Source organism: Pseudomonas sp. GW821-FHT01D09, assembly GCF_059422465.1.
Genome location: NZ_JBWKWY010000025.1, coordinates 58,190 through 81,292 on the forward strand (window position 1 = coordinate 58,190; position 23,103 = coordinate 81,292).

The 23,103-nt window shown below is 57.4% G+C and carries 23 protein-coding genes, 1 tRNA gene and 1 pseudogene; 19 read left to right on the forward strand and 6 right to left on the reverse strand.

Annotated elements, in window-relative coordinates; genetic code table 11:
* The first annotated feature begins 277 nt into the window (after positions 1-277).
* The 4 genes and pseudogenes from AC07W7_RS19860 to AC07W7_RS19875 all read left to right on the forward strand — a co-directional run.
* Positions 278-973, forward strand: a complete 696-nt coding sequence (locus AC07W7_RS19860) for a transposase (RefSeq protein WP_076962000.1) — start codon at positions 278-280, stop codon at positions 971-973.
* Between the two features lie 213 nt (positions 974-1,186).
* Positions 1,187-1,555, forward strand: coding sequence for a hypothetical protein (locus AC07W7_RS19865; protein ID WP_076962001.1), 369 nt, complete (start codon positions 1,187-1,189; stop codon positions 1,553-1,555).
* A 343-nt stretch (positions 1,556-1,898) separates the two neighbouring features.
* A complete protein-coding gene (gene comJ, locus AC07W7_RS19870) occupies positions 1,899-2,372 on the forward strand; it encodes a competence protein ComJ (RefSeq protein WP_495039966.1) in 474 nt (157 codons plus the stop codon).
* A gap of 114 nt (positions 2,373-2,486) precedes the next feature.
* Positions 2,487-2,762, forward strand: a pseudogene (locus AC07W7_RS19875) (IS4 family transposase); the annotation flags it as partial.
* Positions 2,763-3,086: 324 nt separating this feature from the next.
* On the opposite strand, the gene AC07W7_RS19880 reads toward AC07W7_RS19875, so the two are convergent.
* Genes AC07W7_RS19880 through AC07W7_RS19890 form a run of 3 tightly spaced genes read right to left on the reverse strand, consistent with a single transcriptional unit; the run spans position 3,087 to position 4,454 of the window.
* Entirely contained in the window at positions 3,087-3,530 is a 444-nt protein-coding gene (locus AC07W7_RS19880) for a surface-adhesin E family protein (RefSeq protein ID WP_495039967.1), read from the reverse strand.
* Positions 3,527-4,129 (reverse strand): hypothetical protein, encoded by a 603-nt coding sequence (locus tag AC07W7_RS19885; protein ID WP_495039968.1) that lies wholly within the window; start codon positions 4,127-4,129, stop codon positions 3,527-3,529. The genes AC07W7_RS19880 and AC07W7_RS19885 overlap by 4 nt, the downstream gene beginning before the upstream one ends.
* Positions 4,122-4,454: a hypothetical protein gene (locus AC07W7_RS19890; RefSeq protein ID WP_495039969.1), complete on the reverse strand. Its 333-nt coding sequence runs from the start codon at positions 4,452-4,454 to the stop codon at positions 4,122-4,124. The genes AC07W7_RS19885 and AC07W7_RS19890 overlap by 8 nt, the downstream gene beginning before the upstream one ends.
* Before the next feature lie 581 nt (positions 4,455-5,035).
* Here AC07W7_RS19890 and AC07W7_RS19895 point away from each other — a divergent pair.
* From AC07W7_RS19895 to AC07W7_RS19935, 9 genes are all read left to right on the forward strand, one after another.
* Positions 5,036-5,662, forward strand: a complete 627-nt coding sequence (locus AC07W7_RS19895; protein ID WP_495039970.1) for a hypothetical protein — start codon at positions 5,036-5,038, stop codon at positions 5,660-5,662.
* A 2-nt stretch (positions 5,663-5,664) separates the two neighbouring features.
* Complete coding sequence (locus AC07W7_RS19900; RefSeq protein WP_495039971.1) at positions 5,665-6,252, forward strand: hypothetical protein; 588 nt, start codon at positions 5,665-5,667, stop codon at positions 6,250-6,252.
* A 279-nt stretch (positions 6,253-6,531) separates the two neighbouring features.
* Positions 6,532-7,113, forward strand: coding sequence for a hypothetical protein (locus AC07W7_RS19905; protein WP_495039972.1), 582 nt, complete (start codon positions 6,532-6,534; stop codon positions 7,111-7,113).
* A gap of 31 nt (positions 7,114-7,144) precedes the next feature.
* Complete coding sequence (locus AC07W7_RS19910; RefSeq protein ID WP_057436965.1) at positions 7,145-7,825, forward strand: CsgG/HfaB family protein; 681 nt, start codon at positions 7,145-7,147, stop codon at positions 7,823-7,825.
* Positions 7,826-7,854: 29 nt separating this feature from the next.
* Positions 7,855-8,217 (forward strand): DUF4810 domain-containing protein, encoded by a 363-nt coding sequence (locus AC07W7_RS19915; protein ID WP_495039973.1) that lies wholly within the window; start codon positions 7,855-7,857, stop codon positions 8,215-8,217.
* On the forward strand, positions 8,214-8,864 hold the full coding sequence (locus tag AC07W7_RS19920) for a DUF799 domain-containing protein (RefSeq protein WP_495039974.1): 651 nt from the start codon (positions 8,214-8,216) through the stop codon (positions 8,862-8,864). The genes AC07W7_RS19915 and AC07W7_RS19920 overlap by 4 nt, the downstream gene beginning before the upstream one ends.
* A gap of 140 nt (positions 8,865-9,004) precedes the next feature.
* Complete coding sequence (locus AC07W7_RS19925) at positions 9,005-10,633, forward strand: vWA domain-containing protein (RefSeq protein ID WP_495039975.1); 1,629 nt, start codon at positions 9,005-9,007, stop codon at positions 10,631-10,633.
* 155 nt (positions 10,634-10,788) lie between these two features.
* Positions 10,789-11,361 carry an RNA polymerase sigma factor gene (locus AC07W7_RS19930; RefSeq protein WP_495039976.1) on the forward strand — a complete coding sequence of 191 codons (573 nt, stop codon included), beginning with the start codon at positions 10,789-10,791 and terminating at the stop codon, positions 11,359-11,361.
* A complete protein-coding gene (locus tag AC07W7_RS19935; protein ID WP_495039977.1) occupies positions 11,358-11,960 on the forward strand; it encodes a hypothetical protein in 603 nt (200 codons plus the stop codon). The genes AC07W7_RS19930 and AC07W7_RS19935 overlap by 4 nt, the downstream gene beginning before the upstream one ends.
* Before the next feature lie 50 nt (positions 11,961-12,010).
* Here the strand turns inward: AC07W7_RS19935 and AC07W7_RS19940 are convergent.
* Positions 12,011-12,087: transfer RNA gene (locus tag AC07W7_RS19940), tRNA-Arg, on the reverse strand.
* Between the two features lie 369 nt (positions 12,088-12,456).
* Here AC07W7_RS19940 and gabD point away from each other — a divergent pair.
* The 3 genes from gabD to AC07W7_RS19955 all read left to right on the forward strand — a co-directional run bounded on the left by gabD (position 12,457) and on the right by AC07W7_RS19955 (position 16,726).
* Entirely contained in the window at positions 12,457-13,899 is a 1,443-nt protein-coding gene (gene gabD, locus AC07W7_RS19945; protein ID WP_495039978.1) for an NADP-dependent succinate-semialdehyde dehydrogenase, read from the forward strand.
* A gap of 183 nt (positions 13,900-14,082) precedes the next feature.
* Positions 14,083-15,363 (forward strand): 4-aminobutyrate--2-oxoglutarate transaminase, encoded by a 1,281-nt coding sequence (gene gabT / locus AC07W7_RS19950; RefSeq protein ID WP_076962016.1) that lies wholly within the window; start codon positions 14,083-14,085, stop codon positions 15,361-15,363.
* Between the two features lie 151 nt (positions 15,364-15,514).
* Positions 15,515-16,726: an HDOD domain-containing protein gene (locus AC07W7_RS19955; protein ID WP_169901031.1), complete on the forward strand. Its 1,212-nt coding sequence runs from the start codon at positions 15,515-15,517 to the stop codon at positions 16,724-16,726.
* 251 nt (positions 16,727-16,977) lie between these two features.
* Here the strand turns inward: AC07W7_RS19955 and AC07W7_RS19960 are convergent, their stop codons facing one another.
* Both AC07W7_RS19960 and desA read right to left on the reverse strand, forming a co-directional pair.
* Positions 16,978-17,985, reverse strand: coding sequence for a sensor domain-containing diguanylate cyclase (locus AC07W7_RS19960; RefSeq protein WP_076962018.1), 1,008 nt, complete (start codon positions 17,983-17,985; stop codon positions 16,978-16,980).
* A gap of 208 nt (positions 17,986-18,193) precedes the next feature.
* Positions 18,194-19,378 (reverse strand): delta-9 fatty acid desaturase DesA, encoded by a 1,185-nt coding sequence (gene desA, locus AC07W7_RS19965; protein WP_076962019.1) that lies wholly within the window; start codon positions 19,376-19,378, stop codon positions 18,194-18,196.
* 165 nt (positions 19,379-19,543) lie between these two features.
* Between desA and dibA the strand changes: the two genes are divergently transcribed.
* The 3 genes from dibA (at position 19,544) to AC07W7_RS19980 (ending at position 23,009) form a co-directional block, all read left to right on the forward strand.
* On the forward strand, positions 19,544-21,454 hold the full coding sequence (dibA, locus tag AC07W7_RS19970) for a phosphodiesterase DibA (protein WP_169901032.1): 1,911 nt from the start codon (positions 19,544-19,546) through the stop codon (positions 21,452-21,454).
* A gap of 286 nt (positions 21,455-21,740) precedes the next feature.
* Positions 21,741-21,923: a sulfur starvation response protein OscA gene (gene oscA, locus AC07W7_RS19975; protein ID WP_029299482.1), complete on the forward strand. Its 183-nt coding sequence runs from the start codon at positions 21,741-21,743 to the stop codon at positions 21,921-21,923.
* A 75-nt stretch (positions 21,924-21,998) separates the two neighbouring features.
* Positions 21,999-23,009 carry a sulfate ABC transporter substrate-binding protein gene (locus tag AC07W7_RS19980; RefSeq protein WP_169898027.1) on the forward strand — a complete coding sequence of 337 codons (1,011 nt, stop codon included), beginning with the start codon at positions 21,999-22,001 and terminating at the stop codon, positions 23,007-23,009.
* Positions 23,010-23,103 lie beyond the last annotated feature (94 nt).

Consider the following 23,103-nt stretch of genomic DNA (forward strand, 5'->3'; position numbering starts at 1 on the left):
GGGGACAGATTTATTTTTAGCACTTCGAGGGTGACAGAGTCAGATTACGATTTTTCTGGGGTTGGTTTTTAGGGGGGGGATGGTTTTTTTGAGGCTGTGTTACTTTGTTCTTTAATAATTTGGTTTTATTTTTATGTCGTTGGAAGTTTTACTTTTAACTAAATCGTTCGGCTAAAAAACGACCTTTTATTGTGATATTTATACGCTGAAGCAGAAAAAGAAAAATTTATTTTTGTCCCTTTGCTAGGCTATAAACTCTTAAGGAAGGAGGTTCATTATGCCTAGGATGGGACGTGTTGTTCTGCCAAACTATCCGCACCATATTGTACAACGTGGTCACAATCGTCAGGTTGTGTTTGCCGCGCCAGAAGATTACCAACGCTATATAGGGGATCTTCGGGAACTGAAGGAGGCATTTGGCGTAAAAGTATATGCCTATTGTTTAATGACCAATCATATTCATTTGTTAGTCACACCAACCGAGTCGGCTGCTGGTTTGGGGCAACTTATGAAAGCGCTTGCAGCACGAGCTACTCGCTATCGGAACCGGATAGAGGGACGGACAGGTACTTTATGGGAGGGTCGATATAAGTCGAGCGTGGTGCAGTCCGAAAGATATCTTCTGGCGTGCTGTCGATACATCGAGCTGAATCCTGTTCGTGCCGATATTGTTGCGAGTGCAGCAGACTACCCATGGTCAAGTTATAACGCTCGAGTCGGCTGTTCTCCTGATAACGATTGGTTAGACATTGATGATTGCTTTGATATGCTGGGTGATACAAAGCAGGATCGGCAGGAAAGTTACAAGAGCTTCGTAAATCAGGCTGTTTCAAGCGATGAGTTGAAAACGATACGTCTGGCTCTACAGCGTGGGCAACTTACTGGAACTACTCGCTTCATCGATGAGGTCGAGCGTATCGCAGGAATCCGAATCGCATATCGAGGGCAAGGTAGGCCGCGGCACGATAGATAAAAATAAATCTGTCCCCTTTTTCCTGCGTTTTCCTGTAATTAAAAACAGAACATTTGTTCCGGAAATGAATGGTTATGTAAGGCTAATTGGCGGCGAAGGAAGTGCTAAATATGGGTTTGTAGGTCTGGATAGGGCAACAGGAAATATAACTACATTCCATGTTAAGTCTGTAAGTGAGCTGGCAAGAAAAGCACCTAGTTTGGGGTTTTCTAAATGATCGTTAAGCGGTGTGAATGGATTTCTAAAGATGCGCAAGAGGCAATGCTGACAATTGGTGATGAAAATTTTGAGTGCGTGGCTTTTTCTCATCCATGCAGCATGCAGGTAGGGGATCGCCTACGCGAGCCTTTGCTTGCCATCTCGATTAGGGGAGTAACCAAGGCGGAATTGAATGCTCAGCCAGTAATGCAACGTTTAGGTGAGAGTTTTGCTCATGAGTTTCTGGCGGAGGTGATTGATTTAAAAGAGCGGTTAGTGGTGGTTGGCTCAGTTGTCGTTGAATTAGATGATGTTTTGCCCGGAGAAATTAGCGTCGGCGATTTGATTCGGTTTTCCTGTGGTCGTCTTGACGTGATTTCTTAGGGGAAAAGCGCAAAAGGGACCGCAAAAGGGGACAGATTTATTTTTTGCTTCTAGCGGGCGGCGAAATGATCAAATAAATCTGTTCCCATTTTTTCTCTGACTACCTGTTGGACAACGCCATTGGCTACCGCGACTCGCTCAACCTGCAACTGGGCGTGGCCCTCACCGCTGAGCAAGTGGCGGCTCTGACTCGATCAGCAACACCCGGTGACAAAAAAGGGGACGGGTTTATTTTTCGAGATAAAAATAAATCTGTCCCCTTTTCGCCTTTTCGCCCATGCATAGGAAATGCGTGTCGAGGATTATCAGATGGAGAGAAAGTCAGGATTAAGGTAGTGGGCTAATGGCTAAAATTGAAGCAAATATATACTTGTCGTATTCACAGTTTTGCGTGTTTTTAAGTTCGCTCGATCAGCCGTATAACGATTGGAGTGATAGGAGTTACGTGCAAGGGTTTTCCTGGCGGGTAGGAAGCGTTTCTTTTAAAGCGTTAGTTGATGAAGGGGATCACAAAGTTAATATTTTCCTCAATGAGGACGAGCCCGCGCTGAGCGCTGAGGTGGTGCGGGCCTTTAAAGTGCCATTTGTAATTAAAGACAAAAATATTGAAATTGGTAGCATATCGGATACGATTTCTCTAGAACTACCTAGAGGAGGCTATATTCTTCGGGTCGAATTTGTCAGCCCGTCTTCAAACGGGTTGTATGAAGTAAATGTCCGTTTTAATAAAGGGGTTTGTGATTTTGAAATATTGAGGGCGGATGCTGAAATTAATGACCAAGATGAATTTGATATCAATGCAGCTCCAGCGACTTGAGAAAATTCAAAAACGGGGGTAGATAAAGGGGAAAAGGAAGGGGGAAAGGGGACAGATTTGAATGGCACTTACTTAACCTTCTTCGGGTGCCCATTTCTCCGGGCCTCAGCCCTTGCCGCTCTGTTAGCGGATTGTTTACCGCGAGAATTGAGCTTCAAGCATAGTCTTCAGCTGTATCTTGCGTTGAGGCAGTACGGGGTTGGCGAATACGGCGATGAGTTGTTGAGCTTATTCAAGTTGATTGCCTACAAACGTGTCGGAAACCGGCCTGGCAGGATAGAACCCCGCGCTTTAAAACGAAGACCCAAGCCTTACCCCATGCTGATGCAAACACGTCGATCGGCAAGGGCTGAGGTACGGAGAAATGGGCACCCGAAGAAGGTTAAGTAAGTGCCATTCAAATTTGTCCCCTTTTTCCCGGTCAGCTCTCGTGGCTTGGATACATCAAGCCCAGTTACGTAGCGAGGACTGCCTTTTTCCGTGGTTAATTCAGTTGACGTTCCGGCATGATTGCTGCGTCAGAGAATGCATTCGCTGCTGCAGCAATTGAACGTGTGTAATCGGTAAAGCCCAGCTCTCGCTTCGGCGCCATATGCCATGCTTGTGCTTACCGGCTTACTCGGTATCTGCGAACATCATTTGCTTTATCATCGAAAAGCTCGGCGATTGGTGTCCGGAGTTTTTTCAAGTTAGGAAGTCTTTTTCAGAATCTTCCTAATCAACAATTCTATTTTGGCAAATGAGCGTCCACAAAAAACCATTTAAACCTTGATCTTTAGAAATAATCCAAGCATTTGTTGTTTTTGGATATTCAACGGCAGGGCTTCCAACGGCATACTTATCACTGAAAAAACCGTCTGGAATCTCCATGTATTTATTTTTTTTCCTACAATCATAAACATTAGTTGATTTGATTGATCTAAACTTAACCCCAACAACTGAATCTTCTTTCTTGAAAGAAGTAATAACTTTCAGCTGGATCAAATCTTTTTTCCCTTGATAATAAATAGGTCCATTCTTTGCCAGATAAACTATCGAACTATTTAGCTCCACCATCTTGTTATACCCGGCAGGGGGTGAATCTTGTAAATTATTACTATTGCTACACCCAAGTAGAAATGAAATAATTACTGCGGGCATTGTTAATCTGATGTTCATTTGAGTAACCCCGCATGGCGAAGATCAGCATCATTAACATTACCCTGAAGGCTGCAATAGATAGTCGTACCCCCATTATCATTACTTTCTATAATGAACAATCTTTCAGCTGAGTCCTTATCAGGTGCAACGCCTCCTACTGGGGAGTAGTTTAATTTCCAAGCTTCTTCTAATGAATTGCGGTACTCGGGATTATATATATATGTATCATTAGAAGTTTTAACGATGTCAATTTTTTCAGAAATTAATTTGGCGACTTCAGCTATAGGTTGATTAGACTCAAATCCCCAATAATAATATTTTCCTGTTGGCGCGCCTAATGATGAGCTCTTATATTTATCAAAATTAGTGTAGCTAAAATTGAAGCTATTTAATTTAATTCCGTTATCAGACAAGTTAATAAGGTGTTTGTATTTGCCTTCACTTACCCCAGTCTTATAAAAGTTACTTATAATGGTTGAAGTGTCTTTATTATCAGATAAATTTTTAAAAAAAGAAGAGGTACAGCTAGATAAGCTGTGTATTGGTGGTGATGAGTGAGCATAGGGTGATGTCGTAGCCGCAATAGTGATTGTTATAATGAAACGCAATTTATTCATTAAAGTATCCTTTTTGTAAATAACCATAACCCTGAAAATATCGAATACTAATACAAATTGAGCTGCCCCTGCACCCATTCACTGAGGCTGAGGTCGAGTCATGAGACAAAGTCCACGGCGCAGTGCGTTTGCCGGTCGCATCTTTCCAGCGCTCTACGAAGGTCACAGCACCCAAACCACGCTCTTGACTGTCAGTGAACAGCGCACCGCGATACACACCGCCGATGACGTTGCCTTTGAGCGACTTGCTGGCAAAGACGAAACTGTCAGCAAGCCGACCGTCAACGATGCGAAAAATCTCTGTACCTGGCTTGTCGCCTTTCAAGGCGCGACGACCGGCGTAGACGAAATCGAACGGTAAAAACTCATGGAAAAGGGGACTGGAAAATGGGACGAAAAGGGGACAGATTTATTTTCAGCCAAGAAGTCTGGCTCCTCGGGGTTAGGCAATACGCAAGATGGCAATCGGCTCAACCTCATGGATTCTTGGAGGTGATCGTCTGGAACGTGCGGTTGGAGAGAATCAGAGTATGGATGTACGGCTCGCCGTGGACGCGAACCGCACGGAGACCTGGGTCGTGAGAACGCGTCCAGATGGCGCGACAGAAATTGAAGTGCTTGATGCCCTCGGAAAAATCAAAGCGGTAGACACGTCTAAAATTTTACCGTCCGAAAGACTTTGATGAGGTTCTCCATGATTCGCGCACCTTTGGGAGATAAACAGTATTGGACCGGAAAAGGGGACAGATTTATTTTTAGTAAACATCCCCGGCAAAAAATAAAGCCAGTGACGAATATAGTTTAAAAAGGAAAATGGAACCAGTCCGTGATTAAACTCCCAATCATGGCCTGCTCCCGTTTTTCTCTGGCTCATCCTCGTAAGATCCCCACCAATAAGGACGTTACATGCTCAAAAGCCTCTTAAAGGTCGCCGCCCTCATCGCAACATTGTCGATGACTGGCTGCGTCTCCTATACCGTCAGCGGCCCGTTGGGCGCTCCGCTTCATCCTGCGTCTGTCAGTAATCCTCGCGCGGCGCAGGTTGCCGATGTCACGGTTGCCATCCCAGGCGCGGACGACGCAACCCGTACGGCCATCAGCCGTTCGCTTACGATGCAGCTCAACCAGTACGTCAAGGCTGGTGGGTACTTCAAGCAGGTCATCGAGTACCCCGCGCGCCTCGGGGAGAACGATGTGGTGCTCAAGTTCAACATGACGTCCCTCAAGGGCCATCGCGCTCCGCATCCTGCGTATATCCCCGGCGCGTTGTTGACCCTGACGATCTGGATCTGGGTGAACGGACCGATCTATGTGGACAGCTTCGATGTGGCGGGGGATCTGGTGATTGTCGACCGCGACGGCAAAGAGCTGGCGGCGGCCAAGGAGCAGATCAAGTTTGAGCATAACGTCGGCTTGTACGGGCGCGAGTATTGGTCGCCGGTGATGGGTGCCAAGCAACTCAATGAGCTGGTTTCAAAACTGCTCGATACCGCCACCGCGAAGTTGGCCGCACCTCAGCTCAAGGGAGAATGAATATGATGGGTTTGCTCAAGCACGGTTTGGTGCTCGCCGCTGTTTTGCTGACGGGGTGCGTGTCCTATTCGCAGCATGAATTGCCGCCGGTTCAGGCCTGGCCGCCAACGGCCAATGCCCCACAGCAAAAGCCAACGGTGTACGTGCGCACCACGGCTATGATCCAGATTAACGGTGGCCCAGCCAATACCGCGACGGGGGCAGCAGCGGCGGTTGGGGAAACGACGGTTGCCGAGGGCTTTCGCCAGTCTGGGCGTTTTACGCGGGTCAGTACGGATAAAGTCGATTCGGACCTCTATGTCGAAGCCTCCTTGTACAACAATGAACAGTTCAGCATGGCGTCGGCCATCATCACCGGTGTGACGTTCTTCATCATCCCTTCAACGGCGAAGAATACCTTCACCCTGGAGACTGTATTCAAGGACAAGGACGGTAAGGAATTGGGGCGTGTACGCAAGAGCGAATCGGTGCGCACCTGGATGCAATTGCTGTTGATCGTCGCCGTTCCTTTCCAGCAGGACACGCGTGAAATCGTGCAGGCGTTGACCCGCAGTACGCTGGATGAAGCGGTGCAACGCCGCTTGTTGTAGGCAAAATGGGGCGGTACTGAACCGCCCTTTTTTTATTTATGAACGCTGCAGACTCAACCGTCGCCCAATCACATCCATCAAACCGCAGCCGTCACGCAAGGGAACGGCGAGCAGGTGGGCAAAGTCTTGAAGGGTCACTGCATCAGCGCGGGGATCGTGCCGTCATGGCCGGTGACCCTGCCCACCGTACGCCCTTGTAGGCGTCTGCGACGAAACAACTTGAGAACCGCTCTCAACCTCGTAAAATGCCGCAGCACTTAATCAGGGACGAATTCAAAGATGCGCATTTTTGCCTTACTGCTGGCGCTGTCCTTCCTGGCCGGCTGTGCTTCCAAACCCCCGTACTACATCTCTCCAGCCCCCGTGACCATTCCCAAGACCGCCACCTTCTGGGTCGATACCTTCGACGTCAAAGTGGTGGGGCAGGGCCGGATTTTCATGTCGGACGCCAAAGTCCGCGAGCAACTGGGCGTGGACCTGGTCGACCGCCTGCTCAAGGCCAAGCGCTATGCCAGCAGCAAGCAGACCGCGGACTACCTGCTGGACGTGGATACCGTCTACGTGCGCCATATCCTCGACTCCAAGGGCGGTATCACCAGCCTGGTGGTCGACGACAACACCATCCTGCAAAGCATCGACTTTGGCTACAAGGTCAAGGTCAAGAAGGCCGACGCCGAGGTGCTGCATTTTGCCCAGGATCGGGGTGGCCTGGTGCCCAATAACTGGGGCGGCCAGGTGCAGCAATGGAAGACCATTGGCGGGATCCTGACCAATGAAGGCAACGCCAATATCGAGCGCCATTTCACCGGTGGCTTGAGCAATTACATCGTGCACGACCTGCGCGCCATACCCTCACGCTAATACCCCGGATTTATTCACCTAGGAGCACCCTGTGAAATCACTCTGCAAAATCCTGCTGTCCGGCCTTGCCGCCACAGCACTGCTGACCCTGGCCGGTTGTGCCACGGAAAGCTCCCGCGCACTGCCGATCGAAAAAGTCGCCAGCGCCAGCGTCGCCTACTCCGGCGTACGCGTGCCGATTGCCGTGGGCAAGTTCGATAACCGCTCCAGCTACATGCGCGGGATCTTCTCCGATGGCGTGGACCGCCTCGGTGGCCAGGCCAAGACCATCCTGATCACCCACTTGCAGCAGACCAACCGCTTCAGCGTGCTGGACCGCGACAACATGGGCGAAATCTCCCAGGAAGCGAAAATCAAGGGCACCGTCCAGAACCTCAAGGGTGCTGACTACGTGGTGACCGGCGATGTGACCGAGTTCGGCCGCAAAGAGACCGGCGACCGCCAGTTGTTCGGCATCCTTGGCCGTGGCAAGACCCAGGTGGCCTACGCCAAGATTAACCTGAACATCGTCAACATCAGCACCTCCGAAGTGGTGTATTCCACCCAGGGCGCCGGTGAATACGCGCTGTCTAACCGTGAAGTCGTGGGCTTTGGCGGCACCGCCAGCTATGACTCCACCCTCAATGGCAAGGTCCTGGACCTGGCCATGCGCGAAGCGATCAATCGCCTGGTCGACGGCATCAATGCCGGCGCCTGGAACCCGCGTAACTGATTCAAGTGTTTTCAAGGAGCAGTACACGGATGAGCAAGGCAGTGAAGTTAGCGCTGATGCTGACAGCAACCGCGCTGGTTGCAGGGTGCCAGACGGCACCCAAGCCCCTGTATCAATGGGAAAGCTACCAGCCACAGGTTTACGAGTACTTCAAGGGCGAGCCCAAGGAAGCCCAGGTCGAAGCGTTGGAACGCGACCTGCAAAAGATCAACGCCAGTGGCCGCCAGGCCCCACCGGGCTACCACGCCCATTTGGGCATGCTGTACCTGAGCATGGGCAAGGATGACCAGATGGTGCAGCAGTTGCGCACCGAGAAGGCGCTGTTCCCCGAGTCTGCGGCTTACATGGACTTTTTGCTCAAGAACGCCAAGGCCCCAGAGGTGAAGCAATGAGCTTTTTGAAACTCACCGGCGCCTTGCTGGTCCTGGCTTTGCTGGGTGGTTGCGCGGCGCCCAAGACTGTCGATTACTCGGCGTACAAGCAGGCGCGGCCGAAGTCGATCCTGGTGTTGCCACCGATCAACGAATCCCCTGAAGTGCAGGCGTCCTACAGCCTGGTATCGCAGGTGACTTACCCGTTGGCCGAAGCCGGCTACTACGTGATGCCGATTGCCCTGGTGGATGAAACCTTCCGCCAGAACGGCCTGACCACCGCCAACGATATCCAGGGCGTGGCGCCGGGCAAGCTGCACGAGATCTTCGGCGCAGACGCGGCGTTGTACATTACCGTCAGCGAGTACGGCACCCAGTACATGCTGATCACCAGCGACACCTCGGTGATGGCCTCGGCCAAACTGGTCGACCTGCGCACCGGCACCACCTTGTGGACCGGCTCGGCACGGGCTTCCAGCGAGGAAGGCAACAACAACGGGGGCGGCCTGGTGGGCATGCTGATCACGGCGGCGGTCAAGCAAGTGATCAACAGCTCCACCGACGCGGCGCACCCGATTGCCGGCATCACCAGCGCGCGCCTGTTGTCGGCCGGGCAACGCACCGGCCTGCTGTACGGCCCGCGCTCGCCCAAGTACGGCTCGGACTGATCTGGACCAGTCACTGCCGATCCAATGTGGGAGCTGGCAAGCCAGCTCCCACCTGGACTGAGTGACCGCACGCTAACCCGAATCCCGACGCCCCTACGTCTGACCTTGTGAACGCATCATTCACTCACGAGGTTCAGCCCATGTCCCATCCTCTTCTCTTCCTACGTCCCGCTGCCCAGGGCTTTGCCGTGACCTTGCTGGTGGCGCTCGCCGGATGTGGGCTGTCGTCCCGTGACGAGGCCAAGGCGCCCGAAGCGGCTGCCGTCCTCGAACTGCACAGCACGCCCGTTCAGGCTCAGAGCGCCATGCTCAAAAGGATGGCGATGCCGGCCCCGATGGCCATGCATGACGCCGTGGCGATGGAATACCGCGCCGAACCCCGTGAGCAGTATCAGAACCTGCCGGACAACCCGGTGCACAGCGTGGCCCAAACCCCAGTCTCAACCTTCAGCGTCGATGTCGACACGGGCAGCTACGCCAATGTCAGGCGTTTCCTCAACCAAGGCCAGCTGCCGCCCGAAGGCGCCGTGCGACTTGAGGAAATGGTCAATTACTTCCCCTACGACTACGCGCTGCCCACCGATGGCTCGCCTTTTGGCGTGACCACCGAAGTCGCCGCCACCCCCAACCCCAACACGCGCCTGCTGCGCATCGGCATCAAGGCCTCCGAGCGGGCGGTGGCCGAACTGGCGCCGGCCAACCTGGTGTTCCTGGTGGATGTTTCCGGCTCCATGGACCGCCGCGAAGGCCTGCCATTGGTGAAAAGCACCCTCAAACTGCTGGTGGAGCAACTGCGCGATCAGGACCGCGTGTCCCTGGTGGTGTATGCCGGTGAATCGCGGGTGGTGCTCAAGCCCACATCCGGGGGCGACAAGGCAAAAATCCGCAACGCCATCGAGCAACTGACCGCCGGCGGCTCCACAGCGGGGGCGTCGGGCATCGAGCTGGCCTATCAGATGGCCCGCGAAGGGTTTATCGATAAGGGCATCAACCGCATCCTGCTGGCCACTGACGGTGACTTCAATGTCGGCATCAGCGACTTCGACAGCCTCAAGCAAATGGCCGTGGACCAGCGCAAAAGCGGGGTGTCCCTGACCACCCTGGGGTTTGGCGTGGATAACTACAACGAACACCTGATGGAACAACTGGCCGACGCGGGCGATGGCAACTACGCCTATATCGACAACCTGCGCGAAGCCCGCAAGGTGCTGGTGGAGCAACTCAGCTCGACCCTGGCCGTGGTGGCGCGGGATGTGAAGTTGCAGGTGGAATTCAACCCGGCCCACGTCAGCGAATATCGCCTGCTGGGCTATGAAAACCGCGCCTTGAAACGTGAGGATTTCAGCAATGACAAGGTAGACGCCGGTGAGATCGGCGCCGGGCATACCGTGACGGCGCTGTATGAAATTGTACCGAAGGGTGCCAAAGGCTGGCTGGAACCGTTGCGCTATGCCCAGGCCGAGGCTGCCGAGGGTAACGCATCAGAACTGGCCATGTTGCGGGTACGCTACAAGCCGGCGGCGGGTGGCAGCAGTCGTCTGATCGAACACCCGATCAAGAATGCTCAACAGGCCGCCAGCGCCGACCTGCGCTTCGCGGCGGCTGTAGCTGCCTTCGCCCAACAGCTCAAGGGCGATGGCCGCTACACTGGCACCATGAGCCTGAAGGACACCGCCGCCCTGGCCCGTTCGGCCCGCGCTGATGATCCCTACGGCCTGCGTAACGAATTCGTACAACTGGTGGAACTGGCCCAAAGCCTTAAACACTGATCTTGCACACGATATAGAGCCAATGTGGGAGCTGGCTTGCCTGCGATGGCGGTGGGCCAGTGCCGCCGATAGTGCCTGACCCACCGCCATCGCGGGCAAGCCCGGCTCCCACAGGTAATCTGCAGTGATCCATCGAAAGGAGTTCGCCACTTAACATGGCCGTACCAGATGATCCACCCAGCGACGAATTGCTGCTGGCCCGCTACCGCACCGGCGATGCTGCTGCATTCGAGACCCTGTATGCCCGGCACCGCCAGGGCCTCTACCGGTTTCTCGTGGGCCTGTGCAACAAGGCCGAACTGGCCGAGGAAATCTACCAGGACACCTGGCTCAGCCTGATCCGCAGCACTACCCTGCCACAGGGCCGGGCGAGTTTTCGTACCTGGTTGTTCCAGATTGCCCGCAACCGCCTGATCGACCACTGGCGCAAGCACGGCATCCACAACCCGTTGCACGACAGCTACGACGAACAACAGCACGCCCAACCCGACGACAGTGCCGGCCCCGAGCAGCAACTGAGCCTGAGCCGCGACCAGGGCCGCCTCGATGCGGCGTTGCAAGACCTGCCCGAAGACCAGCGCGAAGTGTTTATGCTGCGCCTGCACGGCGACCTGGAACTGCCGCAAATCGCCGCCCTCACCGGCAGCCCACTGGAAACGGTAAAAAGCCGCTTGCGTTACGCCCAGCAGAAACTGCGTCGGCTGCTGGCCGAGGAGGTACCCGTATGACTGACTCCCGACACCCCCAGGACCCGACAGACGAAGGGCTGATCCAGCACTTTCGCCAACACAGCGCCAGCGAGCCGCCCGCGTCCCTCGACGCCTTCATCCTCGCCACCGCCCGCCGCGAAGCCCCCACGCCAGTGCCAAGCCTGTGGCAACGCTGGCTGCACGCCTGCCAACGGCCACGCTGGCAGATGGCTTTTGCTACCGTGGCCGGGGTCGCGCTATTGATCGGCGTGGTGACGCGCTCGCCAGTGCCCGACTTCAACCTGCCCGAAGCCACCCAATACGCCGCCGCGCCACCGCCGCCGGCACTCTCTGCCCCCGCCGCCCCCGCACCCATGGCGCGTATGGCAATGGCGCCGCAGGCCGACAGCACGCCGGTCCAGGCCGAGATGGCAAGCGCCATGGCCGATGAGCCCGTGGCCAGAATGAGCAAGCAGATGGCCGCCAAACCGCAGTCCCTGGAGCAAGGGCTTGAAGAGATCGTGCGTTTGCGCGAGGCGGGAGAGAGCAGGGCGGCGGATGAGAAGCTGCTGGCGCTGCATAAGCGCTTCCCCGAGGAAAACCTGCCGGCGCGGTTGGAGGCGTTGCAAAGGCGTTGAGCCACAAAAAAGCCCCAGGTCTTGCGACCTGGGGCTTTTTTATCTGTATCTGGTGCACCCGGCGGGATTCGAACCCACGACCCCTGCCTTCGGAGGGCAGTACTCTATCCAGCTGAGCTACGGATGCTTGTGCGGGCGCCATCATACCCATGTCGACCTTGGGCGTCCATGCTGGTTTTTGGCCGTCTGTTGGTGGGATTCTGGAGTAGCGAGGCTCTGTACCGGGCGGTGTGTGCCGGTGATGCGCAATTCGGGTCCGTTACGCTTGTCAGAATAGTCCGGCAAATATGCCCTTTTCGTTCTTTTTTTTGAACAGACTATTGCCCTACCCCCCCTTTGATCCTAGGATTCGTTTGAGATTTCAAACGCTCTGTCTCCCGTGCGCTATGTGCTTGCTTGCGCCCAGTGACTGATTTCCCTGACGGCAGCCTTCAAGGCGCCTTTCAACAACTCTAATTTGCCCCGCGCGCGCGCGGTGCTGTTAAGGAAAGCCGACATGCAGCTTAAAGACACCCAATTGTTCCGCCAACAAGCTTTTATTGATGGCGCTTGGGTCGATGCGGACAACGGTCAAACGATCAAGGTCAACAACCCCGCGACTGGCGAGATCCTGGGCACCGTGCCGAAGATGGGCGCCGCCGAAACCCGGCGGGCCATCGAAGCCGCCGACAAGGCCTTGCCGGCCTGGCGTGCACTGACCGCCAAGGACCGTGCGAACAAGCTGCGGCGCTGGTTCGAGCTGATCATCGAGAACCAGGATGACCTGGCGCGCCTGATGACCCTGGAGCAGGGCAAGCCACTGGCCGAAGCCAAGGGCGAAATCGTCTACGCCGCTTCGTTCATCGAGTGGTTCGCCGAAGAGGCCAAGCGTATCTACGGGGACGTGATCCCTGGCCATCAGCCGGACAAGCGCCTGATCGTGATCAAGCAGCCGATCGGCGTCACCGCTGCCATCACGCCATGGAACTTCCCGGCCGCGATGATCACCCGTAAAGCCGGCCCGGCCCTGGCTGCCGGTTGCACCATGGTCCTCAAGCCGGCGTCGCAAACCCCGTTCTCGGCGTTCGCCCTGGCTGAACTGGCCCAGCGTGCCGGCATCCCCAACGGCGTGTTCAGCGTGGTTTCCGGCAGCGCCGGCGATATCGGCAGCGAGCTGACCAGCAACCCGACCGTGCGTAAATTGTCCTTCACCGGCTCGACCGAAATCGGTCGCCAGTTGATGGCCGAATGCGCCAAGGACATCAAGAAAGTTTCCCTGGAGCTGGGCGGCAACGCGCCATTTATCGTGTTTGACGACGCCGACCTGGATAAGGCCGTCGAAGGCGCAATCATTTCCAAGTACCGCAACAACGGCCAGACCTGCGTCTGCGCCAACCGCCTGTACATCCAGGATTCGGTGTACGACGCGTTCGCTGAAAAACTTAAAGTGGCCGTCGCCAAATTGAAGATCGGCAATGGCCTGGAAGAAGGCACCACCACCGGTCCCCTGATCGATGAAAAAGCCGTGGCCAAGGTCCAGGAGCACATCGCCGATGCCCTGGGCAAAGGCGCGACCCTGTTGGCGGGCGGTAAGGTCATGCAAGGCAACTTCTTCGAGCCGACCATCCTCACCAACGTGCCGAAAAACGCTGCTGTGGCCAAGGAAGAAACCTTCGGCCCATTGGCGCCGCTGTTCCGCTTCAAAGACGAAGCCGAAGTGATCGCCATGTCCAACGACACCGAGTTCGGCCTGGCGTCCTACTTCTATGCCCGTGACCTGGGCCGTGTGTTCCGTGTGGCCGAGGCCCTGGAGTACGGCATGGTCGGCGTCAACACCGGGCTGATCTCCAACGAAGTGGCGCCGTTCGGCGGTATCAAGGCGTCGGGCCTGGGCCGTGAGGGCTCCAAGTACGGGATCGAGGATTACCTGGAAATCAAATACCTCTGCCTGGGCATCTAAACCCGGCAAGGCATTGCGTGAAACGCAAAGGGCACGAGAGCGCTGACCCTTTGCGTGTTTTGAATGTTATTTCACAAGTGGCCGGGAAAGCTGCGGCAGTCGATCATCGCATGCTGGCGTAGTTGCCTCCCCACCACGTAATCCTTGGACCGCGCCACCCGATGAGTGGCGAATGAGGACTTTATGAGCAACAAGACCAACGCTTCCTTGATGAAACGCCGCGAAGCCGCTGTACCGCGCGGTGTTGGGCAGATTCACCCAATCTTCGCCGAATCCGCGAAGAACGCCACCGTGACTGACGTTGAAGGTCGCGAGTTCATCGACTTCGCCGGCGGCATCGCCGTGCTGAACACCGGGCACCTGCACCCGAAAATCATTGCGGCCGTGACCGAGCAGTTGAACAAGCTGACCCACACCTGCTTCCAGGTCTTGGCCTACGAGCCTTACGTGGAGCTGTGCGAAAAAGTCAACGCCAAGGTCCCGGGTGATTTCGCCAAGAAAACCCTGCTGGTCACCACCGGTTCCGAAGCCGTGGAAAACGCCGTGAAAATCGCACGGGCCACGACAGGCCGTGCCGGCGTGATCGCCTTCACCGGCGCGTACCACGGCCGCACCATGATGACCCTGGGCCTGACCGGCAAGGTCGTGCCGTACTCTGCGGGCATGGGCCTGATGCCCGGCGGCATCTTCCGCGCGCTGTACCCGAACGAGTTGCACGGCGTGAGTATTGACGACTCCATCGCCAGCATCGAACGCATCTTCAAAAATGATGCCGAGCCGCGTGATATTGCAGCCATCATCATCGAGCCGGTACAGGGCGAAGGCGGTTTCTACATCGCGCCTAAAGCCTTTATGAAGCGCCTGCGCGAACTGTGCGACAAGCACGGCATCCTGCTGATCGCCGACGAAGTGCAAACCGGTGCCGGCCGTACCGGGACCTTCTTCGCCATGGAACAGATGGGCGTTACCGCCGACCTGACCACCTTCGCCAAATCCATCGCCGGTGGCTTCCCGCTGGCCGGTGTGTGCGGCAAGGCCGAATACATGGACGCCATCGCCCCGGGCGGCCTGGGCGGCACCTATGCCGGTAGCCCGATTGCTTGCGCCGCAGCCCTGGCGGTGATGGAAGTGTTTGAAGAAGAGCACCTGCTGGACCGCTGCAAGGCGGTTGGCGAGCGTCTGGTCACCGGCCTCAAGGCTATCCAGGCCAAGTACCCGGTAATCGGCGAAGTGCGTGCCCTGGGCGCGATGATCGCGGTCGAGCTGTTCGAGGATGGCGACAGCCATAAGCCGAACGCTGCGGCGGTTGCCTCCGTAGTAGCCAAGGCGCGTGACAAGGGCCTGATCCTGCTGTCGTGCGGCACCTACGGCAACGTATTGCGCGTACTGGTCCCGCTGACCTCGCCGGATGAGCAATTGGACAAAGGCTTGGCGATCATCGAAGAGTGCTTCGCAGAGCTTTGAGCGGCAAGCTATAAGCTGCAAGTGATGTAACGCTTGCAGCTTGTCGCTCAAAGAAGCCGCCCGTGAACAAAAAAACCGCGTATGCGGTTTTTTTTTGCTCACGGGCGGCTTCTTTGTCTAATGTGCAGGGATTGCCGATGGAGCGTGCTGCATGACTGCGGTTGATTTACCTGCTGTACCCCGTGTACTGATTGCCGAGACCGACCCCTGGTCGCGGGATTTGCTCAAGCAGGTGTTGTTGAATGTGCGTTGCGACGCGCGGCTGGATGTGTGCGCCGACGGGCAGCACGCCGCCGAGTTGCTGCGAGACAAACCCTACGATTTGATCATTGCCGACTGGGAGCTACCGGGCGTTGATGGCCTGAGCCTGTTGCGCAGTGTGCGCCAGCGCCGGGAGGGGCCGGCGTTGCCGTTTATCCTGTTGAGTACGCGCAATGACAGTGCCAGTGTGCGCGAAGCATTGCCGCTGGCGCCCACCGCTTACCTGACCAAGCCCCTGAACATGGAAGGCCTCACGCAACGCCTGCAGGACCTGCTGCTCAATGAGGGCGAAACGGTGTATTGCCAAATCCCGGCCCTGGCCGCGGGCATGACCTTGCCGGTGTTCCTGGAGCACCGCCGCGAGCTGTCGGACGGCGCGCCGCTGCGGGTTGATGTAAAAGCCGCCGTGCACGGCAGCCTGGCGCCGGAGGGCCTGGACCTCAAGCAGTTGGAAGAGCAGGTCAAGGTCGATCCACAGATCACGGCGGTGCTGATCGCCGCCGCCAACAGCGCCGGCCATCACGGTACGCCGGTGCAGACCCTGTCCATGGCGCTGCACAAACTGGCGGCAGGGCAGAGCATGAACCTGATCCTCGGCCTGGCCCTCAAGCACAATGTGATCCTCAGCGATGCCCGCCTGATGGAGCACGCCGAGCACCATTGGCAACTGTCCCGGCAAACCGCGCATTACGCCCGTTCGCTGGCACGCATGCTCGACCTTGACCACGAGCGCTGCTACAGCGCCGGGATTCTCCATCGGCTGGGCGACCTGGCCCTCTTGCGCAGCTTGCAGGAGTGGTGCCAGGGCGGTGGCGAGCTGGATGACGAAATGATCGCTGCTGCGCTCGACCGCTTTGGTGCCAGCTATGGCTCGGCGCTGCGCATCCGCTGGCGCTTGCCCCTGGAGTTGCGCCAATTGATTGCGGCGGTGTATTCCCTCGAAGGTGGGGTGTATTCCCGTGAAGCGCTGGTGATGAACATGGCGGCGCAACTGGCGGGGCTGAGCGAGCACGAGGGGGTCGAGGCGCTGGCCAAGGGCAAGACGGCGCGGCTGCTCAGAGTCGGGCTTTCAGAGCTGATGCGCCTCCGCAAGCCTGTATAGGGGGTGGGTCAGGCAGCAATGATGCTGAATATGCGGCCGCTATCGTAGCCTCGCTAAAGCTCGACAACTCCCACATTGTTTGTGGCGTGCGCAAAATCCTCTGCCAGGTCGGCCCCCCCTGTGGGAGCGGGCTTGCCCGCGATAGCGGTGGGTCAGTCAACATCAATGTTTGCTGGGCCGACGTCTTCGCGAGCAAGCCCGCTCCCACATTTGATCTTCGCTATTTTTTAACGCCATGAAAGGCCAGGTATTCAGCCGACAATTACCCGGTTCTTGCCCTGGCGCTTGGCTTCATACATGGCCGCATCGGCCCGGGCGAACAGGCTGTCCAGGGTGGCATCTTCGGCCGTGAGGTTGGCCAGGCCCTGGCTGACGGTCACGCCATAGGGCCGGCCTTCATGGCTGAAACCCAGTTGCCGCACTTCCTGGCCCAGGCGTTCGGCAACCTGCATGGCCCTTTCCGGCGCGCATCCTGGCAGGACCGCCGCAAATTCTTCGCCGCCAATGCGCCCGAACAGGTCGCCACGGCGTAATACCCCGCGCCCGCTCTCGGCGATACGCAACAACACCTGATCGCCCTCCAGGTGGCCGTAGGTGTCGTTGATGGTCTTGAAGTTATCGATGTCCAGCAACAGGAAGGCCAGGGGCAGGCCCTGGGCACAGGCGCGTTCAAATTCGTGATGGGCGCACTCGAAGAAGTGCCGGCGGTTGCTGCTGCGGGTCAGCACGTCGGTGGTGGCCAGGCGTTGCAGTTCGAGTTCCAGGTGCTTTTTTTCGGTGATGTCTTCAGCGATGCCCACCACAATCAGCGGTTTTCCCGGGGTGGCCTGCTGGTTGGTAAAGCACTTGTCGCTGAGCCAGCGGATCTGCCCGTCAGCAGTGATGATGCGGTATTGGCGATCCTCGACCGCCCCCAACTCCAGCACCTGGGCCAGGCTTTGCTCGGCGTACTGCTGGTCTTCGGGGTGGATGCTGTCGCGCCAGCCACGGTGTTCAGCCAACAGCAGGCTGGCCGAGCGCCCGAAGATGCGCTCATAGGCAGGGCTGACGTACAGCACGCGTCGGGTTTCCCACTCAATGGCCCAGAGCACGGCGTTGACACTGACCAGCAGCGAGCTCAACAGCTGTTCGCGCTCGCTCAGGCGCTCCACTTCGCCCTGGGCATGCATCAACGCCAGCAACGTGGCGGCAGCAGTCGGCCGCGACGCGTCCGTCGACTCAGGTGGGGTGGCGGTTGGGGAGTCCGTTTCGTGGACCATCGGCACAATTCTCTCTGGACATGCCGTAGCATTGAACAGCAGTCAAAACAAGGCCCGCCAGGATGGCGAAGTGTTGTTTGAGAGAGGGGAATTGCAGCTAAGTTCCGTTATCAGTCGCGAATGAGACGGAATGTTCGGCGACTGTGAAATGGCGCCAAAAAACTGTGGAGCCGGTAAGGACTGGGCGTCCTCCCGGCTCCTGCGACACCTAGGCGTTTGCCGGGCGCAACGAGTAGGTCTTCAACTGGTGGGCAAAGTCGCGCAGGGACTGGATCCCGCTGGCCTCGGCCTCGTGCACCCATTCCTTGATGGCCGCGAGCATGTCATGCCCGTTGCTGCTGGTCTTGAGCCAGATCTGTTGCAGCGCCAGGCGCTTTTCGTAGATCACTTTCAAGGCCTGGCTGTGCTCCAGCATGCTCTGGATACGCAGGTGGTGGCGCTCATCCAGCAGGCTGGTTTCCCGCGACAGCAAGCGCTTGGCCCGGTGGAACTGGTGGCGTACCGAATGATCGACCTTCTCCAGCTCCTGCTTGACCAGCGGCGCGATCACCAGCTTGCGGTACTGGGCCATGATCTGGAAGCGGTTGTTGAGGATCGCCATGGCGGTGTCCATGTCCAAGTGGCCCTTGCCTTCGACCCGGTGGGCAATCGGCGCGACGCGCTGCACCTTGGCCAGGCGCAGGAAGCTGAACACCTTGATCCAGGCCCAGCCCAGGTCAAATTCCCACTTCTTGACCGACAGCTTGGCGGAGTTGGGGTAGGTGTGATGGTTGTTATGCAGCTCTTCGCCACCGACGATGATGCCCCACGGCACCAGGTTGGTCGCCGCGTCGCGGCATTCAAAGTTGCGATAGCCGACGGCATGGCCCAGGCCGTTGATCACGCCGGCGGCCCAGAACGGGATCCACATCATCTGGATCGCCCAGATGGTGATGCCGATGGTGCCGAACAGCAGCACGTCGATCACCCCCATGAGGGCCACGCCCAGCAGCGGATAGCGGGTGTAGAGCTGGCGCTCGATCCAGTCCTCCGGGCAGTTCTTGCCGTAGATGCGCAGGGTCTCGGGGTTTTCCGCCTCGGTGCGGTACAGCTCGGCACCTTTGCGCAGGACCGTGGACAGGCCCTTGATCACCGGGCTGTGGGGGTCGTCGACGGTTTCGCACTTGGCGTGGTGCTTGCGGTGGATGGCGGTCCACTCGCGGGTGTTCTGCGCCGTGGTCAGCCACAGCCAGAAGCGAAAGAAGTGTTTCAGGCCAGCATTGAGCTCCAGGGAGCGGTGGGCTGAATAGCGGTGCAGATAGACCGTGACACCGATGATGGTCACGTGGGTCATCAACAGAGTGACTGCCACCAGTTGCCAGGCTGACAAGTCAAGAAAACCGTTGTACCACATAGGCTGTATGGCCCTCAGATAAAGAAAAGAACAGCTCACGCATTATCACTAAGCCTACAGATAAAACCAGTCACCCTTTTGAATAGGAGTGACGAGATGTTACTTATCCTATAATCCGCAGCCTTTGTAGGGCGATTCTGTTTTTTAGTAAGGATTACTAGCGATATGCTGCTTTCATACCGAGGTGCCCTGCGTGCAGGGTTGGTGTATTTGCTGATTTCCATCTTGTGGATACAGCTCAGTCAGCAGGTATTTATCAATTTCATCGATGAACCCAGGGAAATGGTGCAGTGGCAGATGCTGCGCGGCTACCTGTGGGTCAGCCTCAGCGCGCTGTTTATTTTCCTGTTGTGTGCCCGCAGCGCCCGCGTCCATCGCATCCAGCAACCCTTGAAGGAAAACCGCGAGCGCCTGCGCCAGGCGGCGGCGGTGTTCGATTGCACCCGCGAAGGGGTACTGGTCACCGACGCCCGTGGGCGGATTGTCCACGTCAACCGCGCCTTTATCGAAATCACCGGTTACCAGGTGGAAGACGTGATGGGCCGCCAGCCGAGCCTGTTCAAATCCGGTCGCCACTCGCCGGCGTTTTATGAGCAAATGTTTCGCAGTCTCAATCAAGACGGCGAGTGGAGCGGCGAGATCTGGAACCGACGTAAAAGCGGGGAAATTTACCCACAGTGGCAAACCATCCGCGTCATCCATGATGACCAGGGCCAGGTCAGCCATTACGTGGCGGTGTTTTCCGACATCAGCGCGATCAAGCATTCCGAGCACGAACTGGCCCACCTGGCCCACCACGACCCGTTGACTGACCTGCCCAACCGCCTGCTGTTCACCGACCGCGCCGAGCAGGCGCTGGCCTCGGCGCAAACCCACAAGCGTGGCTGTGCGTTGCTGCTGCTTGACCTGGACCACTTCAAGATCATCAACGACAGCCTTGGCCACAATGTCGGTGACCAGTTGCTCAAGGCCGTGGGTGAGCGCCTGCAAGGCCTGTTCGGCTCCGGCGTGACCCTGGCGCGCCTGGGCGGCGATGAGTTCGCGGTGCTGGCGGAAAGTTGTCCACAGGTGGTCCAGGCTGCGGCCCTGGCCCAGCGCATCATCGACGGTATGAAGCAGCCGTTCGTGTTCGACGGCCACCAGTTGTTTGTCAGCGTCAGTATTGGTATCAGCCTGTTCCCCAGCGACGCCTTGAGCGCCGAACAACTGCTGCGTAACGCTGACTCGGCGCTGTTCAAGGCCAAGAGTTCCGGGCGCGAAGGCTACGCTTTGTACACCGAGGAACTGACTGCCCATGCCCAGCACCGGATCGAGATCGGCAATGAATTGCGTCGCGCCCTTGATCAGCAGGAACTACGGGTTTACTACCAACCGGTCCACGACCTGCAAACCAGCCGGATGATTGGCGTGGAAGCCCTGGTGCGCTGGCAGCACCCATTGCGCGGCCTGGTGTCGCCGGCGGAATTTATCCCGATTGCCGAGCGCACCGGGCTGATCGCCGAGATCGATGCCTGGGTCATGGACCAGGCCTGTCGCCAGATGTGCCGGTGGCTGGCAGAGGGCAGGGGCCTGTCTTTCCTGGCGGTGAATATCTCCAGCCGCCTGTTTGCCCGCCATGAACTGTACGAGCAGGTGGCCAAGGTGCTGCACGACACCGGCCTGGACCCGGCGAAGCTGGAGCTGGAAGTCACCGAAAGCGCGGTGATGGACGACCCGGAAGTGGCCCTGGAGCAACTGCACCGCCTGCGCGAGCTGGGCCTGAGCCTGGCCATCGATGACTTCGGCACGGGCTATTCGTCACTGCTGCGCCTCAAGCGGTTGCCGGTGCAGAAGTTGAAAATCGACCAGGGCTTTGTCGCCGGCCTGCCGTGGGATGAAGACGATGCGGCGATTGTGCGGGTGGTCATCGCCCTGGCGCAGAGCATGGGCATGCAAGTGCATGCCGAAGGCATCGAGCAACGGGACCAGGCGCGGTTCCTGCTGGATCACCAGTGCGACCTGGGCCAGGGCTACTGGTTTGGCCGGCCGATGCTGGCGGCTGATATCGATTGGGCCAGAGCCCCCGCCATCCGCTAAGCCCGTCCCGGGGTTGGAATGCAATAAAAATGTGGGAGCGGGCTTGCTCGCGATAGCAGTGTTTCAGTCAATGAATCTGGTACTGACACACCGCTATCGCGAGCAAGCCCGCTCCCACATTTGGCTCTCCATACGGCGCAACGTCGTGCCCTGCCTGAAAAATTTTTCTGGTTATATAAACATTCTTAAATAGTATTTTTAAGAATATCCGCGCTTATCTACTATCGCCCTCACGCCGCAAGCAGTGCCGCCACTGCCAGGCACTTCTCATTTCAGGAGCACGACCATGAGCGCATCTCTACGCAGCGTTGACGGCCAGGACGAAGCAGCCATTTTGCGCGAGATCCAAAGCGCATTGCGTGACCTGCGTTTTGGCGCAGTGGAAATCACCGTACACAACGCCCAAGTGGTGCAGATCGAACGCAAAGAGAAATTCCGCTTGCAGAGCCCGGGCAACAAGCCGAGCTGAGCCAACACGGCGATTCGATTGCAGGGCCCGTACTAATAAGAAAAGCCAACACCCAAGAATTTCAGGAGCTTGTCTATGTCGTCGATTCGCCGTTATGCCCTGGCCGCCCTGGCCAGCGCTGTGTTTGCCGGTTCCGCAGTGGCCAAGGATTACGAGCTGCTTAACGTTTCCTACGATCCGACCCGTGAGCTGTACCAGGAGTACAACGCCGAATTCAGCAGTTTCTGGAAGAAGGCGCACCCTGGCGACAACGTGAAGATCCAGCAGTCCCACGGTGGTTCGGGCAAGCAAGGCCGGGCGGTGATCGATGGCCTGCGCGCCGACGTGGTGACCCTGGCCCTGGCCGGCGACATCGACGAAATCGCCAAGCTGGGCAAGACCCTGCCAGAGAACTGGCAGACCCGCCTACCCGAAGCCAGCACACCGTACACCTCGACCATCGTGTTCCTGGTACGCAAGGGCAACCCCAAGGGCATCAAGGACTGGGGCGACCTGATCAAGCCGGACGTCTCGGTGATCACACCAAACCCGAAAACCTCCGGCGGCGCCCGCTGGAACTTCCTTGCCGCCTGGGCCTATGGCCTCAAGGCCGGTGGCAGCGAAGCCAAGGCCCAGGAGTACGTGAAAGAGCTGTTCAAGCACGTGCCGATCCTCGACACCGGCGCACGCGGTTCGACCATCACCTTCGTCAACAACGGTCAGGGTGACGTGTTGCTGGCCTGGGAAAACGAAGCGTTCCTGGCCCTCAAGGAAGAGGGCGGCGCCGATAAGTTCGACATTATCGTGCCGTCCCTGTCGATCCTCGCCGAGCCACCCGTGGCCGTGGTCGACAAGAACGCCGAGAAGAAGGGCAACAGCGAAATCGCCACGGCGTACCTCAACCACCTGTACAGCCCGGCTGGGCAGGAGATCGCGGCGAAGAACTTCTACCGCCCGCGTGACAAGGATGTGGCCGCCAAATACGCCCAGCAGTTCCCGAAACTGGAGCTGGTGACTATCGACAAAGACTTCGGCGGCTGGAAAACTGCCCAACCGAAATTCTTCAATGACGGTGGCGTGTTCGACCAGATCTACTCGGCGCAGTAAGCCACACTACTGCCAGGCGCGAGCTTTGTGTGGGAGCCGGGCTTGCCCGCGATAGCATCACCGCGGTGTAACTGACACACCGAGGTGCCTGCAT